16 protein-coding genes and 3 pseudogenes are annotated in these 15,262 nt (G+C 65.7%); 11 read left to right on the forward strand and 8 right to left on the reverse strand.

What is annotated here, in order from left to right:
- Positions 1-145 precede the first annotated feature (145 nt).
- From CUREI_RS12165 to CUREI_RS01600, 5 genes and pseudogenes are all read right to left on the reverse strand, one after another.
- Positions 146-339: pseudogene (locus CUREI_RS12165) on the reverse strand (transposase); the annotation flags it as partial.
- Between the two features lie 114 nt (positions 340-453).
- Positions 454-1,263: pseudogene (thiD, locus tag CUREI_RS01585) on the reverse strand (bifunctional hydroxymethylpyrimidine kinase/phosphomethylpyrimidine kinase); the annotation flags it as partial.
- A 14-nt stretch (positions 1,264-1,277) separates the two neighbouring features.
- Positions 1,278-2,873 (reverse strand): GTPase, encoded by a 1,596-nt coding sequence (locus CUREI_RS01590; RefSeq protein ID WP_038613677.1) that lies wholly within the window; start codon positions 2,871-2,873, stop codon positions 1,278-1,280.
- Positions 2,866-4,701, reverse strand: coding sequence for a GTPase (locus CUREI_RS01595; protein WP_236627239.1), 1,836 nt, complete (start codon positions 4,699-4,701; stop codon positions 2,866-2,868). The genes CUREI_RS01590 and CUREI_RS01595 overlap by 8 nt, the downstream gene beginning before the upstream one ends.
- 38 nt (positions 4,702-4,739) lie before the next feature.
- Positions 4,740-5,531, reverse strand: coding sequence for a formate/nitrite transporter family protein (locus CUREI_RS01600; protein ID WP_038609658.1), 792 nt, complete (start codon positions 5,529-5,531; stop codon positions 4,740-4,742).
- A 268-nt stretch (positions 5,532-5,799) separates the two neighbouring features.
- Between CUREI_RS01600 and rplN the strand changes: the two genes are divergently transcribed.
- From rplN to CUREI_RS01620, 4 genes are all read left to right on the forward strand, one after another.
- Entirely contained in the window at positions 5,800-6,168 is a 369-nt protein-coding gene (gene rplN, locus CUREI_RS01605) for a 50S ribosomal protein L14 (protein ID WP_038609661.1), read from the forward strand.
- 3 nt (positions 6,169-6,171) lie between these two features.
- Positions 6,172-6,486 carry a 50S ribosomal protein L24 gene (rplX, locus tag CUREI_RS01610; protein ID WP_038609664.1) on the forward strand — a complete coding sequence of 105 codons (315 nt, stop codon included), beginning with the start codon at positions 6,172-6,174 and terminating at the stop codon, positions 6,484-6,486.
- Between the two features lies 1 nt (position 6,487).
- Positions 6,488-7,072, forward strand: coding sequence for a 50S ribosomal protein L5 (gene rplE / locus CUREI_RS01615; protein WP_038609667.1), 585 nt, complete (start codon positions 6,488-6,490; stop codon positions 7,070-7,072).
- 157 nt (positions 7,073-7,229) lie between these two features.
- Entirely contained in the window at positions 7,230-8,744 is a 1,515-nt protein-coding gene (locus CUREI_RS01620; RefSeq protein WP_038609669.1) for an OFA family MFS transporter, read from the forward strand.
- On the opposite strand, the gene CUREI_RS01625 is transcribed toward CUREI_RS01620, so the two are convergent.
- Positions 8,741-9,496: a formate dehydrogenase accessory sulfurtransferase FdhD gene (locus tag CUREI_RS01625; protein ID WP_038609672.1), complete on the reverse strand. Its 756-nt coding sequence runs from the start codon at positions 9,494-9,496 to the stop codon at positions 8,741-8,743. The genes CUREI_RS01620 and CUREI_RS01625 overlap by 4 nt on opposite strands.
- Positions 9,497-9,519: 23 nt before the next feature.
- Positions 9,520-9,996 (reverse strand): carboxymuconolactone decarboxylase family protein, encoded by a 477-nt coding sequence (locus tag CUREI_RS01630; RefSeq protein ID WP_038609675.1) that lies wholly within the window; start codon positions 9,994-9,996, stop codon positions 9,520-9,522.
- 139 nt (positions 9,997-10,135) lie between these two features.
- Here CUREI_RS01630 and CUREI_RS01635 point away from each other — a divergent pair, with 139 nt between their 5' ends.
- Entirely contained in the window at positions 10,136-10,849 is a 714-nt protein-coding gene (locus CUREI_RS01635; RefSeq protein WP_038609679.1) for a DUF2786 domain-containing protein, read from the forward strand.
- Here the strand turns inward: CUREI_RS01635 and CUREI_RS01640 are convergent.
- Entirely contained in the window at positions 10,846-12,081 is a 1,236-nt protein-coding gene (locus CUREI_RS01640; protein WP_038609682.1) for an amidohydrolase, read from the reverse strand. The genes CUREI_RS01635 and CUREI_RS01640 overlap by 4 nt on opposite strands.
- Positions 12,082-12,425: 344 nt before the next feature.
- On the opposite strand from CUREI_RS01640, the gene rpsH reads away from it, so the two are divergent.
- The 6 genes and pseudogenes from rpsH to rplO all read left to right on the forward strand — a co-directional run.
- Entirely contained in the window at positions 12,426-12,824 is a 399-nt protein-coding gene (rpsH, locus tag CUREI_RS01645; protein WP_038609685.1) for a 30S ribosomal protein S8, read from the forward strand.
- Positions 12,825-12,842: 18 nt separating this feature from the next.
- Positions 12,843-13,379, forward strand: coding sequence for a 50S ribosomal protein L6 (rplF, locus tag CUREI_RS01650; protein ID WP_038609688.1), 537 nt, complete (start codon positions 12,843-12,845; stop codon positions 13,377-13,379).
- 2 nt (positions 13,380-13,381) lie between these two features.
- The gene (gene rplR / locus CUREI_RS01655) at positions 13,382-13,786 is read left to right on the forward strand and encodes a 50S ribosomal protein L18 (RefSeq protein ID WP_038609691.1); all 405 of its coding nucleotides are present in this window, start codon (positions 13,382-13,384) and stop codon (positions 13,784-13,786) included.
- 40 nt (positions 13,787-13,826) lie between these two features.
- Complete coding sequence (rpsE, locus tag CUREI_RS01660) at positions 13,827-14,483, forward strand: 30S ribosomal protein S5 (protein ID WP_038609694.1); 657 nt, start codon at positions 13,827-13,829, stop codon at positions 14,481-14,483.
- A 5-nt stretch (positions 14,484-14,488) separates the two neighbouring features.
- On the forward strand, positions 14,489-14,674 hold the full coding sequence (gene rpmD / locus CUREI_RS01665; protein WP_019249595.1) for a 50S ribosomal protein L30: 186 nt from the start codon (positions 14,489-14,491) through the stop codon (positions 14,672-14,674).
- Positions 14,675-14,681: 7 nt separating this feature from the next.
- Positions 14,682-15,119: pseudogene (rplO, locus tag CUREI_RS01670) on the forward strand (50S ribosomal protein L15); the annotation flags it as partial.
- Between the last annotated feature and the right edge of the window lie 143 nt (positions 15,120-15,262).

The following is a 15,262-nucleotide window of genomic DNA, read 5'->3' on the forward strand; positions in this document are numbered from 1 at the left end:
GGGAGCACGGCGGGTGAGCTAGCAGATCCGAGGGCGGCGGGCCGGAAGCTACCCCAGCTTGTGCGCTGGCGCGGGCTGCCTCGGCGTACCGCAGCGAGCCCGGCTCTAGGGGCAGGGGCAGGGTGCCAAAGACGGCGTACCCGTCTGGGTTGACGAGTTTCCGGAGCCCGCCCGAGTGCAGTAGCGACCGCAAGATGTAGTGGTTGAGGTTTCAAAACCCCAGCGCGCTCCCGCGTAGGTGTTCCAGCCTCCCGTTGATCGCCTCGACCGGCCCGTTGGATGCCCGGTGCGAAAGTACGCGAGGACGTCGTCTCGTCGGCGTTTCAGCGCGCGACCGAGTTGCTGTCAGGCGCCGTGGCCGCCGACGACGCCCAGCTTGCGGTGAAGCTAAGGGAGCGCGCGGAGGTTGCGGGGTCTACCGTTGCCGGTCCCAGGTAGGACTTACACCCCGCCCGCGAGCCGGTAGAGGCGGTGGAAGTGGTGCACCGGCCCGTGACCCTGGCCCACGTGCAGCTCGTCGGCGTGGGCAATGGCTTCGTGCAGCCAATCGGAGGCCCAGGTGACGGCGGAGTTGGCGTCGCCAAGCGCCATGCGGGTCGCCAGCGCCGAGGACAGCGAGCAGCCGGTGCCGTGGGTGTTTGTGGTTGCCACGCGCGGCACGTCCGCCACGTGGGTGGCGCCATCAGGGGCGACCAGGGCGTTGGAGGCGCGGTCCCCGTCCAAGTGCCCGCCTTTGACCAGCACGTTGACGTCGGCCTCACGGGCGTAGTCGCGCCCCAAGGCCACGGCGGCTTCGAACGAATCTGGTTCGGGCTGGCCGGTGAGCACCGCCAGCTCGGGGATGTTCGGGGTGACCACGGTGGCGTGGTCGCGCACGAGCCGGCGCAGCGCTTGCTCCGCGTCTGAGGTGATCAGCCGGTCGCCTGAGGTCGCCACCATGACCGGATCCACCACTACCAGCGGCACGGGGTGGGCGGTGAGGTAGTCGGCGACCGTTGTGGTGGTCTCCGCGTCGCCGAGCATGCCGATTTTTACGGCGTCCACCTCGACGTCGTCAAAGACGGCATCCAGCTGCGACCGCAGAAATGCCTGCGGGGGCGTGTGGATCTCGCGCACGCCCTGGGTGTTCTGGGCCACGAGCGCTGTGACCACGCACATGCCGTACCCGCCGGCGGCGGCGATGGATTTCAGGTCGGCCTGGATACCGGCGCCGCCTGTGGGGTCAGTGCCAGCGATGGACAAAACTCTCGGGATGCGTGCCATGCCCCCGACGGTACCTACTTGCCCACCGCCACGGCGATCTGCTCGGCGAAGCGGGAGTAGTCTTCCCGGATGGCTAGAAGCGGCTCCGCAACCGCGGTTTGGGACACCGCTGCAACCTGCTTCTGCACCGCGGAGCGCGTGCGCCGCTTCACACCGGAGCCGAGCACGCCGCCGAACGCCGCGGAGACGAGACCGATGAGTAGGCCGGTGAGGACACCCGCCATGATCAGCAGCGTCGGAATCGGCCAACCCTCCACGTCGGGCACCAAGTCGCCGCCGAGCAGCGGCGTAAGCACCCCGGGCAGGAACGCTACAGCGAGGTACCACAGCACGCCCACGAGCGCGGCGAGCAGCGCCAGCCACTGGAGCACCGTCAACAGCCCCCAGCCTTTGGACGGCTCCGCAGGCAGCGTCGTACGCGCCACCGCGCGGTCCAATTCGGCGGGCAGGCTGTCGGAGACGTCCTCGGCGCGGTCGGCAACCGCGGCGGCCCACTCCTGCGGCAGCCCGTCAGACACGGCAGCGGCGTAGTCGCGCACACCGCGGTTGGCCACGGCCTTGGACGCGGCGTCCAGCTCCGGCATGGAGGAGCGGTGCACGCCCAGCTCGTCGGGTGCCTCGCGCAGGCCCAGCCGGCGCAGCGGGTCGGGTTTGAAGCGGGTGATCCAGGACGTGAGCAGCCAGCCGGTGCGCTCGCGCAGCCGCTTGCGGTACGCCGCGGCGGTGGTTGCCGCGATGCGGTCCGCGCCGGCCGCCTGCGCCAGCACAGCGTCCAAGTCGCGCTTTGCGTGCTTAGCGACGCCTCCGGCACCCCGCGCTCCGGCATACCCCTGGGCCACCGAGCGGATGTCCGCCTCAATGCGTTCGGTCTGGGCAGTGTGGGCCTTCGCCACCCGCGCGATGGCCCCCCGCAGATCCTCGACGCCTGCGCCGGTCAGCGTGGACGTGGGGACGACCCGGACGTTAGACAACCCGTCGTCACGCAAGAGCCCGGCGTAAGAACTCGCGACCGTGTCGATGTCGCGCGCGGCGAGCAAGTCGGATTTATTCAGCACCGCAAGTGTGACCGCCGAGTGGTTCGCGTGCGGGCGGATGAACTCGTCGTGGATGACGGAATCCGCGTATTTCTCAGGGTCAGACACCCACACCAGCACGTCCACCTGGCCGGCCAAGCGCTCCGCGATAGCGCGGTTGGAGGCTTCCACCGAGTCGAAGTCCGGCAGGTCCAGCAGGATCAGGGGGCCGGCGCCGCGGGCGAACTCCCCCTGGCGCACCCGGCGATCCTCCACGCCGAGCCAGTCCAGCAGCTCTTCGGACCCCTCTGGTTCCCAGACCGCCGCCAGGGGAGACGACGTCGTCGGGCGGCGCGCAGCCGCTTTGCCCAGATCTTCGCCCACGACGGCATTGAACAGGGAGGTCTTGCCGGAGCCGGTCGCGCCGAAGAACCCGACGACGGTGTGCTCGCCCGACAACGCCCGCCGCTGCGCACCCGCCTGGGCCACCCGCTGCAGATCCCCGCGGTGGGTGGGGGAGAGGTAGGGGGCGCCAATCTGCGCGGCCTCGTCCAAGGCCGCCAAGCGCTCGCCGAGACCCGATGTCTTTCTAAACACCAGCATCACCCTTGCCAAAGGTGCCACGTAATTGGTCGAAGAGGCCGCGCAGTGTGCCGTGCTCGAAGCTTTCCGCGACGTCCTCCCGTGGCGCTGGGAGCTGGGTGGTTTCCGCGGGTGTGTGCGCGATGCCGAGGAGCCGGGCGTCGGTGGCCCGCTTTGCCGATTCGGATGCCGTGCGAAGCTCGTCGGCAGTCGCACCCTCGAGCAACGGTCCGGTCAGCGCGCGGTAGCGGTCGCGCTCGGCCTCGAAGAGGTCGCCGAGGCGCCGGTTGAGGTCCTCGCGGGCATCCGCCACCATGCGACGCACGGTGTCCTCGCCGAAAATGGTTTCCAACAGCTTCTGGCCCACCACCGCCGAACCGCCCGCGATGGCGACCTCGCCGCCGGTGATGCCCGCGGTGGAGGCGAAGACCGCGAGCATCAGCGCGACAGTGACCACGTTGAGGCCGAAGGACATGACGCGGGCGCGCTGGCGCTTGTCGCCCGCGGTGTCCTGGATGCGCTGCACCATGGTCTCCTGCCAGTCGCGCACGAGCTGGGAGGCCTGCGCGGAGATGCCCGCACTGGCGCGCGCGAGCGAAGGGTCGGCATTTGCGCGCAGCTCCGGGGCCACGGCGCCAATGTGCGACCAGGCGCGGCCGGCAGCGCTTTCCGCCGCATCCACGATCACGGCGTGCAGGCCCGTCTCGATCTCCGTCTCCACCTCGCGCAGCGGCGCCGGCTGGCCGGTGAAGAAACTGCCCACCTTGTCAACCGCCTGGCTGAACCAGCGCTCGAAACCGCGGAACACGTCGGAGGTGCCGATGACGTCTTGCCAGCGGTCCATCACCTCGGAGCGCAACAGCTTGCCGTCGGACGTGGATTTGATGACGTGGCGGTTCGCTGCGGCGTATAGCTCGTCGACGGCGTCGTCGAGCTGGCTGGCAAAATCTTCCTGCCGCTCGCGCAGCGCCACCAGGGCATCAACCCGCTGCAGGGCAGATCCCACCGCTCCGGCGACGGTCTTGCCGGCCACTTCGCGCCGGGCGGCAGTGTCTTCCGCAAGCGAGGTCAAGTAGTTGCGCAGGGGTGCCACTAACTCCTCGGTGAGGAAATCCCCGTCCTTTTCGCCGCCGAGGTCGGCGACGAAGGGCACGGTAAAGACTGTCGCCTTCGACAAACCGGCCTCGTCCATCATCCGGCGCAGGTCGTCGGGCACCGTCTTCGCGGCCTTGTCATCCAGGCGATTGAGCACCACCACGACCTCGATGCCGCGCCCGGCGGCGTCGTTGAGGAAGTCCCATACCCGCTGGTCGGCGTAACGGGCCGGGGTGGTGACAAAGATCCACAGGTCCGACGCTGCAAGCAGCTGGGATGCCAAGGCGCGGTTCTGGTCGTCGATGGAGTCGAAGTCCGGGGCGTCGAGAAGCGCCAGGCCCTCCGGGATGCGGGGCGTGCTGACGATGCGCAGGGTGGTGGAGTGCTCGTCGCCCGCGCCGTGGGAGCGGGCAAGGCCCGGCAGGACCTGCGGGGAGTTGAACCAGTCCGCGTCGTCCGGGTGAGCTACCAGCACCGGCTGGCGGGTGGTTGGGCGGATCACGCCCGGGTTGGACACTCGCTCGCGAAGCAACGCGTTGACAAGCGTGGATTTCCCGGAGCCGGTGGAGCCGCCGAGAACAGCCAGCAGGGGAGCGTCCAGGTTGGCCAAGCGCGGCAGGATGTAGTCGTCCAGCTGATTGACAATCGCGTGGGCCTCGGAAGCGGCGTCGGGAGGCAGTGCTGTGGAAGCGACGGCGTCGCGCACGCCACGCACGGCCTCGAGGACGTCGGAAGTCTGGGTATTCACCCGTCTCATCTTGGCAGAGTTACCCCCTGCCGGGGCGGTTAGTCCTTGTAGTTGGTGTTGGTCATGTTGAGCCACCCGTAGAGGCCGCCCATGATCAACCCGCCGCCGACGAAGTTGCCCAGCCACACGATGCTCCAGTTGCGCAGGACGTTGAGGAACGTGAAGCCCTCGATGTGCTCCGGGCCAAGCGTGAAGCCTGAGAGGGCGGTCAGAATGAAGTTGGCGATGGAGTGCTCGTAGCTCATCGTGGCGAACGCAGGCACGATGAGGATCACGCTCAGCAACTTCGCCGTGTAGTCCTTGCCGGCCTGCACCGTGAGCATGAACGCGATGCAGACCACCATGTTTGCCAAAATCGCCTCGACAAAGAGCACACCGTTGGACTTCTCCAGTTTGGCCTCCATGAGGTTCTCCAAGAAGTCGCCAGGCGCGATGCTTGCGCCGATCGTCGTGTTTGAGATGAGCCACGAGATAAATACGGCGCCGAAAAAGTTGAAGAACGTCACGATGAGCACGACGAAAATGCCCTTCACCACGGTATTTTTCCCGTGGAGGCTGCCGTACGTCATGAACAGCATGTCCCCTGTGGCCAGCTCAGCCTGCAACACCACAATGATGTAGAGGGTGCACGCGAAGATCATGCCAAAGGCGTACTTGCCCCATCCGGCCGCGACGGGCTCGAGCAGCGTTGCGGTGGCCGAGGCGAACGCGGTCATGATGCCCAAGTAGACGCCGGCGAGCATGGCGCGGACGGCGAATCGGGGAGGCTCGAAGTCGAACAGGTCGAGTTTGTTCTGGATGGACCGGAGGGCCGAATCGTGGAAGCTCACGGGGACAATAGTAATCCCTTTAAGGCCCGGTGGCGATTTGGGGATCGGCCCAGCTCGTGGTTGAATACTCCAGTTGTCTAGCGCTGGTCGGGTGCGACGCGCGTTTCCGAGCTGAGCATCCGAGACCCTTCGACCGCGTTTTGCCCGTCCTCGTGCGCGAGGAACGGGCGTGCGAGGTTCGTCGATAAGCAATAGGCACCGCAAGCATTGACCACGTGCGTTCAGGACGGGAATCTGGCGCACATTGTTCCAGGTCAGGAGACCAACTGTGATTCAGCAAGAATCGCGTCTGAAGGTCGCCGACAACACTGGTGCACGCGAGATTCTGTGCATCAACGTTCTCGGCGGTTCTGTTCGACGCTTCGCCGGCATCGGCGACACGATCGTCGCCACCGTGAAGGAAGCCGCCCCGGGCGGCAACGTCAAGGAGGGTGAGGTCGTCAAGGCCGTCATCGTCCGCGCGAAGAAGGAGACCCGTCGTCCGGACGGCTCCTACATTTCCTTCGACGAGAACGCCGCCGTCATCATCAAGAACGACACCGAGCCGCGCGGCACCCGCATCTTCGGCCCGGTTGCCCGTGAGCTGCGCGACAAGCGCTTCATGAAGATCGTGTCTCTCGCACCGGAGGTGATCTAACCTATGAAGATCAAGAAGGGCGACATGGTTCAGGTCATCGCCGGCAAGGACAAGGGCGCTCAGGGCCGCGTCATCGAGGCGTACCCGAAGCGTGAAAAGGTCCTGGTCGAGGGTGTGAACCGTGTGAAGAAGCACGTCGCTAACTCCTACAACGAGCGCGGCGCCGAGTCCGGCGGCATTGTCACCCAGGAAGCCCCGATCCACGTGTCCAACGTGATGATCCTGGATTCCGATGGCAAGCCGACCCGCGTCGGCTACCGCTTCGACGAGGACGGCAAGAAGGTCCGCGTGGCCAAGTCGAACGGGAAGGACATCTAAGATGACTGAAGCAACTCAGTACACCCCCCGCCTGAAGACGCGTTACCAGGACGAGATCCGCACCAAGCTCAACGACGAGTTCTCCTACGAGAACGTCATGCAGATCCCGGGTCTGACCAAGATTGTTGTGAACATGGGTGTGGGCGACGCTGCCCGCGACTCCAAGGTGATCAACGGCGCGCTCGAGGACCTCACCGCGATCACCGGCCAGAAGCCGCAGCTGCGTCGCGCGAAGAAGTCCATCGCGAACTTCAAGCTCCGTGAAGGTATGCCGATCGGTGCGAAGGTCACCCTCCGTGGCGACCGCATGTGGGAGTTCCTGGACCGTCTGCTGACCGTGGCGCTGCCGCGTATCCGCGACTTCCGCGGCCTCAACGACAAGCAGTTCGACGGCAACGGCAACTACACCTTCGGCCTGTCCGAGCAGACCATGTTCTACGAGATCGACATCGACAAGATCGATCGAGTCCGCGGCATGGACATCACGCTCGTGACCACCGCCACGAACGACGACGAGGGTCGCGCCCTGCTGACGCACCTCGGCTTCCCGTTCGCCGACAAGGACGGCAAGATGAAGCGCGCATAAGCGCTCGCCTGATTGCCTGACGACGCCTCCGGTTCCCACCGAACCGGGGGCGTTTTCGCGTCCTCGGGGTGGCGTGAATGGAAGCTTTTCGCTGAGTCATACGTGCGGGTTATGATTCCGCTCGTAATTTATGCACCCCGACGCTAGGTATCGTCCCATGTCCTTCTTCTCCCGCAGCGCAATCATCGCGCCCAAGGAATTCAACCGCTGGCTGATCGTCCCGGCGGCGCTGGCCATCCACCTCTCCATCGGCCAAGTGTACGGCTTCTCCGTGTTTAAAAAGCCCATGATGGAGCACTTCGGCGTCGGTGAAGTGGCGGTGGGGTGGATCTTCTCTCTGGCCATCGGCATGTTGGGCACTTCCTCCGCCCTCTTCGGCTCGTGGGTGGAAAAGGTCGGACCGCGGGCCTCGATGGCCGTCTCCGGTGCGCTGTGGGTGCTAGGTTTCCTCGTGGCCACGCTGGGGATTACCACTGGGAACCTGTGGCTGGTCTACTTCGGCTACGGCTTCATCGGCGGGATCGGCCTGGGCATCGGCTACATCTCGCCGGTGTCCACGTTGATGAAGTGGTTCCCGGATCGGCCGGGCCTTGCCACCGGCCTTGCCATCATGGGCTTTGGTGGTGGTGCGCTCATAGCCTCCCCTGCGTCGAATCGCCTCATGGAGGCGTTCGGCGGCGGCACCGAGATCGCGGACCGGGCCGCGGGGCTGCAGCCGACGTTTGTCACCCTCGCGCTGGTGTACCTTGTGGTCATCGCCATGGGTGCGTACTGCATCCGGCTTCCGCACCCGGACTGGACGCCGTCGGGCGCACCGAAGCGGAACCCGAAGCCGTCCGAGGTCGCCATCGTTGGTGCGAACGTGAGCGCATCCAACGCCATCCGCACGCCGCAATTCTGGTGCCTGTGGGTGATTCTGTTCTGCAACATCACCGCCGGCATCGGCATCCTGGAAAACGCCGCGCCGATGGTGCAGGATTACTTCCCGGCGTTGACGGCCGCGGCGGCCGCGGGCTTTGTCGGATTGCTCTCGCTGGCCAACATGGGAGGCCGTTTTATCTGGTCGTCGGCGTCTGACGTGATCGGGCGTAAGAACATTTACATGGTGTACCTGGGCGTCGGGCTGATCTTCTATTTCGTTCTGGCTGCCGCCGGCCACACCAGCTTGGGGCTGTTTGTGGCCTGCGCCCTGGTCCTGCTTACTTTCTACGGCGGAGGGTTCTCCACCATCCCCGCGTACCTGCGCGACCTGTTCGGCGTGTACCAGGTCGGTGCGATCCACGGCCGGTTGCTCACCGCCTGGTCCGCAGCCGGCGTTGCAGGGCCGCTGATCATCAACATGGTGGTCGAGCGCCAGGCCAGCCGCGGCAACGAGGGCCCGGAGCTCTACCAGCTGTCGCTCTACATCATGTGCGTGCTGCTCGCCGTGGGCCTCGTGGCCAACTTCCTGGTCAAGCCGGTCGACCGCAAATGGTTCGAAGACCCGTACACGGTACAGGCGAAGGTCGAGGCGGACCGCGCAGCCGCGGCCGGGGCAGATGCAGGTGCCAGCGCGAAAGCTAGCGGCGCGCACACCGCTGTGGCAATAGTGCTTGCGGCAGTCATCGCGGCGCTGCTGGTCTACGGCCTGTGGGAGACCGCGGTGAAAGCCTCCGGCATGTTCGTGGGCTAAGCCCCGGCGTAGACGCTGAAACGCTCGGCGGAGACCTCGCCGACCAAGACGGTATTCGTTTGCCGGGCGAGTTCCACGGCCATCGACGTCACGCCCGCGGTCGTGGCGACGGCGCCGAAGCCGGCCGCGGCTGCTGCACGAACCGTCTCAAAGCCAACCCGGGCGTCGAGCGCGAGGGTGAGGTCGGTGGACGGGACGCCGTCGAGAAGCAAGTGCCCGACGACCTTGTGCACCGCGTTCAGGGGGTCAAGGTCTTGGCGGCTCGCGGCGCCCGCGACGGCGGTGGGGAGGTCGCGCACACGATGTGCGGCTAGTGCGGACGGGAGGGCAAAAAGGGTGTCCGGATCGAGCTGCATGAACTCGGCGCGGACATCAAGGTGCGCGGCGAGCTCGCGTACCCGCTGCTCGGCGGAAATGCCGCATGCATCGCCGGGGATCGGATCGATGAAGTGCGGGGCGGCGGGGCGCGCGAGGTTGATGTCTAAGAGGTTGTAGGTGTTCTCCCCGCCGATGGCCCCCTCGCAGTAGCGGGCGGTGACGACGTCTTCGACCCGGTTGATAAAGCCCTGCGCCAACAACAGCCCGTGCGCAAGCTCGATGTCGTTGCCGGGGGTGCGCATGAGCGTGGCGACGGATTTGCCTCCGGCCCGAACCTCCAACGGCTCTTCAACCGCGACCTGGCCTGCGCGGGTGTCCCGGGTGCCGTCGGCGCCAATCTTTGTTACAGCGAAGCTGCGTTTACTCCTGCTCATTGCACCGATGCTAGCGCCGGAGCTCAGCGCTCGAAATCCAGGTCGAACGCAGTGGTACCTTTCACGCCCTCCGGATCGGTGCGGGTGGCGATACTGACGCGGTTGAAGGTGTTGATAGCGCAAATGGAGACCAGCAAGTTGAGCGTGCCGCCTTCGCCGAAGTGGCTGACGGCGGCATCCCAGACCTCGTCGGGAACGGAGGCGTAGCCGTCGATGTGCGTCACCGCGTCTGTCAGCGCTAAGACGGCACGCTCGTCGTCGGCGAATTCGTCTTCATGGCTGGTCCAGTCCTCCGCGGCCAGAATGCGCGCCTCCTCCATGCCGTCGCCGCGGGCGTCGCGGCGGTGGGTGGCAATGCAGGCTTTACAGTCGTTGAGGAAGGACGCGCGGAGGCTGATCAGGTGCCGCAGCTCGGCGGGCACCGCGTTGTTCGAGTACTTCACCATGGGCAGCAACGAGCGCATCGCGTCACCGCGCATTTGTTTCCGGGGTTCGACCATGCGGCCAATGTACCTGCGAGAACGCGGGTTATCCACAGGGTGGCAGGCACGAATTTCACAGGGGCGGCCCGTCGTGTCGGCCACGCTGGCTATAACTACACCCACACATCCGAAACCAGGGAAGGGGTGGGTGCGTCCGATGCGTACCGAGGACAAGATCAAACAACGAGTGCAAAAACTGCTGAACCAGGCGCGCGACAGGGAGGGCACGCCCGAGGGGGACGTGTTTTACGCCCGCGCGTTCGAGCTGATGGCGCAATACGGCTACGAGCAGCGGGACATCGACGGCCCGGAACCGTCCGAGGTGGGCCAGCGCGTCTACGAATTCACGGGCTCGTACACGGAGATGCAGGCGAACCTCCTGCTCACCATCGCGGCCGCGCTGCACTGCACCGGGTTTTCGCAGCGCGTGTACAACTCCACGCGGATGAAGGACGCCGTCATCTTCGGGTGCGTGCGCCACCTCGAGCGCGTGGACATGCTCTACTCGCTGCTGCTACCGGCGATGCTCGCGGGCGCCCAGAAGGTGCGCGCCAACAGTTGGGGCGAATCGGCTGTGGTGCGGCGGCGCTCCTTCATGTCCGGGTTCGCGGCCAGCATCGGAGCGAGGCTTTCGGAGGCCGAGCGCACCGTGGAGGAATCCGACGGTGAATACGGGCTCGTGCTTGTCGACGACTTTCAGAAAGCCACCGAAGCCCGCGATAACTTCGCTGCGGAGCAAGGCTTTCTTCTGGGCAACTACGCGTCGAAGCGGTCGTTCGACGCGGACGCGTTCAGCCAGGGCCACGCGGCAGGACAGCGCTCCGACATCGGGCAAACCCGGGTGCGAGCTCGGCCCGCCCTGCCGTTTTAGCCCTCGTCCTCGTCCACCAGCCACGCGGCAGCTGCCACGATCATTGCCTCGGCCGCCCGGTCGAGCGTGGGCTGGAGGTCCGGCGCGAACGTGGGGGAGTGGTTCCCGGGGGCGTTTTCCCAGTCGGCGAAACCGCCCACACCCCAGTACGTGTACGGCACGCCGAGGGCGTCCGGGATGATGGAGAAATCCTCCGAGGCCGGGATCCGGCCCAGGTCCATGGCCTCGTCGTCGAAGTAGGCGTCGAATGCGTCGCGCACTCGTGAGGTGATAACCGGGTTGTTGTCTGTGAGCGGGTATTCGTCGTAAAAGGTGATCTCCGGTTCCCGGGGGCTGCCGGCAGCGATGCACTCGCCGCGCACGATGCGGATGATCGCGCTGCGCAGTTTGTCACTGACCTCGCGGGTGTACGCGCGAGTGTTTACGCGGAGCTCGGCGGTCTCCGGGATCACGTTGGCCTTCACGCCGGCGTGGAGCGCGCCGACAGTGAGCACAGCGGTGTCCTTTGCCTCGATCTCGCGGGCGACCACGGTGTGCAAACGGGCGACGATATTGGAGGCGAGCAGGATCGGGTCCACCCCCTTTTCAGGCATGGAGCCGTGGGTGCCCTTGCCCCAGACTTCAATGTGTGCGGAGAAGGCCTGGGACATAAACGGCCCGGGGTGGGTGCCCACGAAGCCCGCGGGCAGCATGGGCAGCACGTGCTGGCCCAAGTAGACGTCCGGTTTCGGCATCGCCTCCCGCACGCCGTTTGCCAGCATCACGCGCGAGCCGGCATAAGCCTCCTCTGCTGGCTGGAACACAGCGACAAGCGTGCCGTTCCAACAGTCCAGGTTGGCGGCAAACGCCTCCAGGGCGCCGAATACGCCCATGATGTGGAAGTCGTGCCCGCAGGCGTGCGCCACGTGCTCTTCGTGCCCGCTGACCGCGTCGATCTGCGTGGCAGTAGAGGCGTACGGCTTCCCGGAGCGCTCCTGGACGGGCAAGCCGTCGATGTCCGCGCGGATAGCCACCACAGGCCCGGGGCCGTTGTCCAGCACGCACACGGTGCCGGTCTCTCCGACCTGCACGTGGGACAACTGCAGCGCATCCAGGCGGGAACGGATCTTCGATGCGGTCTGAAGCTCCTGCAACGACAGCTCGGGATGCTGGTGGAACCACACATAGAGTGCCTCGCGCGCCTGGCGCGTGGCGTCCAGCGTTCCAACAAGCTGAGCAAGAGCGGATTCCATGCAAGGCAGTCTAAGAGGTCGCCGTCGGCGTGGGGGCCGAAGGTTGGCGTCGATAAGCGATTTGCCCATTGCCCCAGGAAAGCGGTAAGTTACCCCCTCGGACTTGCGCGCCGACGATTCGGTGTGCGCGATCCGAAGTACATTTGAACATCCAACTTTGTTGCAGGCCCCCCGCCATGATGCGGACCGCGTGCAAGGGAGGCGGCGAGCGGCCCACGCTACTGAGCGCGGGCAGCGTTGAGTAGCCCCCGACAGACCACACGGATAACGCGACCGGCAGCGCCACAGCGCGGCTGGCCACCCGGTGGATGGGAACCGCAACGAGAAAGGCAACGGTCACCACAATGACCATGACTGATCCGATCGCGGACATGCTGTCGCGCGTGCGCAATGCAGCACATGCGCAGCACGACGCCGTGTCCATGCCTTCCTCCAAGATCAAGGTGAACATCGCCGAGATCTTGAAGCAGGAAGGCTACATCGAAGACTACAAAGTTGAGGACGAGAAGGTTGGCAAGTCGCTGACGCTCAACCTCAAGTACGGCCCGACCCGCGAGTCTTCCATCGCGGGCCTGCGCCGCGTGTCCAAGCCGGGCCTGCGTGTGTACGCGAAGTCCAACGACCTGCCTCAGGTGCTCGGCGGCCTGGGCGTGGCAATCATCTCCACGTCCCACGGCCTGCTCACCGACCGCCAGGCTCAAGAGAAGGGTGTAGGCGGGGAAGTCCTCGCTTACGTCTGGTAAGGGGAGGTTGAAAGACTTATGTCGCGTGTAGGTAACGCACCCATCGCAGTCCCGAACAACGTCGAGGTGACAATCGACGGCCAGCACGTCGAGGTCAAGGGCCCGAAGGGCACCATGGACCTGGATATGCCGGCACCGATCACCGCGTCCGTTGAAGACAACCAGATCGTGGTGGCCCGTCCGGACGACCACCGCACCAACCGCTCGCTGCACGGCCTGACCCGCTCCCTGATCAACAACTTGGTCGTGGGCGTCACCGAGGGCTACAAGATCAACATGGAGATCTTCGGTGTCGGCTACCGCGTGCAGCAGAAGGGCAAGGACCTCGAGTTCTCCCTCGGCTACTCGCACCCGATCCTGATCGAGGCGCCGGAAGGCGTCACGTTCTCCGTCGACGGCAACACCAAGTTCGCCATCGAAGGTTCCGATAAGCAGCAGGTTGGCCAGATCGCGGCAAACATCCGCCGTCTGCGTAAGGATGACCCGTACAAGGGCAAGGGCATCCGTTACGCCGGCGAGCAGATCCGCCGCAAGGTCGGAAAGACGGGTAAGTAATCATGAGCAATACTGCAGAGAACACCAAGCGCACTCCGGTTGGCAAGGACATCTCGTCCCGCCGCCGCGAGGCTCGCGCACGTCGCCACAACCGCATCCGCAAGACGCTGCGCGGCACCCCGGAGACCCCGCGTCTCGTTGTCCACCGCTCCTCGCGTCACATCCACGTCCAGGTCATCGACGACCTCGCGGGCCACACCCTGGTCTCCGCGTCGTCCATCGAGCCGGACGTGCGCAACCTGGAGGGCGACAAGAAGGACAAGGCTGCCAAGGTCGGCCAGCTCGTCGCTGAGCGCGCCAAGGCTGCCGGCATCGAAGCCATCGTCTTCGACCGCGGCGGCTACAAGTACCACGGCCGCGTCGCAGCTTTGGCGGAAGCAGCTCGTGAAGGTGGTCTGAAGTTCTAATGATCACCGCAAACATCACCATCAACGGAAGGATCGCGTAATGGCCGAACGTGAACGGCGTGACGGCGGGCGCTCCGCCGACAACCAGAACAACAACGACCGCAACGATCGCGGTAACCGTGGCGAGCGCGGAGGCCGTGGTGGCCGCCGCGACGACCGCCGCAACAACCAGAACGACGAGCGCGATAAGTACATCGAGCGCGTCATCACCATCAACCGTGTTGCCAAGACCGTCAAGGGCGGCCGCAACATGTCCTTCACCGCACTCGTCGTTGTCGGCGACGGTGAGGGCATGGTCGGCGTCGGCTACGGCAAGGCCAAGGAAGTTCCAGCCGCAATTCAGAAGGGTGCCGAAGAAGCACGTAAGAACTTCTTCCGCGTCCCGATGATCGGCGGCACCATCCCGCACCCGGTCCAGGCAGAAGAGGCCGCGGGCATCGTGATGCTCCGCCCGGCCGCCCCCGGTACCGGTGTCATCGCCGGTGGCGCTGTCCGCCCGGTGCTCGAGTGCGCCGGTATCCAGGACATCCTGGCCAAGTCCCTCGGCTCCGACAACGCTCTGAACGTGGTTCAGGCAACCGTCGCCGGCCTGAAGCAGCTTGTCCGCCCCGAAGAGGTGGCTGCCAAGCGCGGCAAGGCCATCGAGGACGTTGCACCGGCTCGTATGCTGCGCGCACGCGCAGGACAGGAGGCCTAAGCACCATGGCACTGAAGATTACGTTGCACCACGGCAAGGTCGGCGAAAAGCCGGTTACCCGGAAGAACCTCGAGGCTCTCGGTCTGCGCAAGATCGGCCAGTCCGTCGTGAAGAAGGACAACGCTGCCACCCGCGGCCAGATCCTCAAGGTGCGCCACCTCGTCACCGTTGAAGAAGTTGCAGGGGAGTAGATACCACATGGCTGACATCATCAAGCTCCATGATCTGCGCCCGGCAGAGGGCGCCAACAAGGCCAAGACCCGCGTCGGCCGCGGTGAGGCATCCAAGGGTAAGACCGCTGGCCGCGGTACCAAGGGCACCAAGGCTCGCAAGCAGGTTTCCGCTGCTTTCGAGGGTGGCCAGATGCCGCTGCACATGCGTCTTCCCAAGCTCAAGGGCTTCAAGAACCCGAACCGCGTCGAGTACCAGGTGGTCAACCTCGCGGATCTGGCAGAGGCCTTCCCGCAGGGTGGAGACATCGCCGTCGCCGACATCGTTGCCAAGGGCCTCGTGCGCCCGAAGCAGCCGGTGAAGGTGCTGGCGGAGGGCGAGGTCACCGTCGCGCTCAACGTCACCGCCAACAAGTTCTCCAAGTCCGCTGAGGAGAAGCTCAACGCAGCTGGTGGCTCCGCTACCACCGTCGCGTTCTCCAAGCGTGCGGCGAACGGCGAGGGCCCGGTTGCGTCCGCCGCCGGCGAGGCCGCCCCGGCACCGGAGGCAGGCTCCGGCGCGAAGGGTGTCCTTGACTCCGACCCGCTGCAGGGCGGCTCCACCACGGT

Origin of the sequence: Corynebacterium ureicelerivorans, from assembly GCF_000747315.1 — a bacterium.
Taxonomy (GTDB): Bacteria; Actinomycetota; Actinomycetes; order Mycobacteriales; family Mycobacteriaceae; genus Corynebacterium; species Corynebacterium mucifaciens.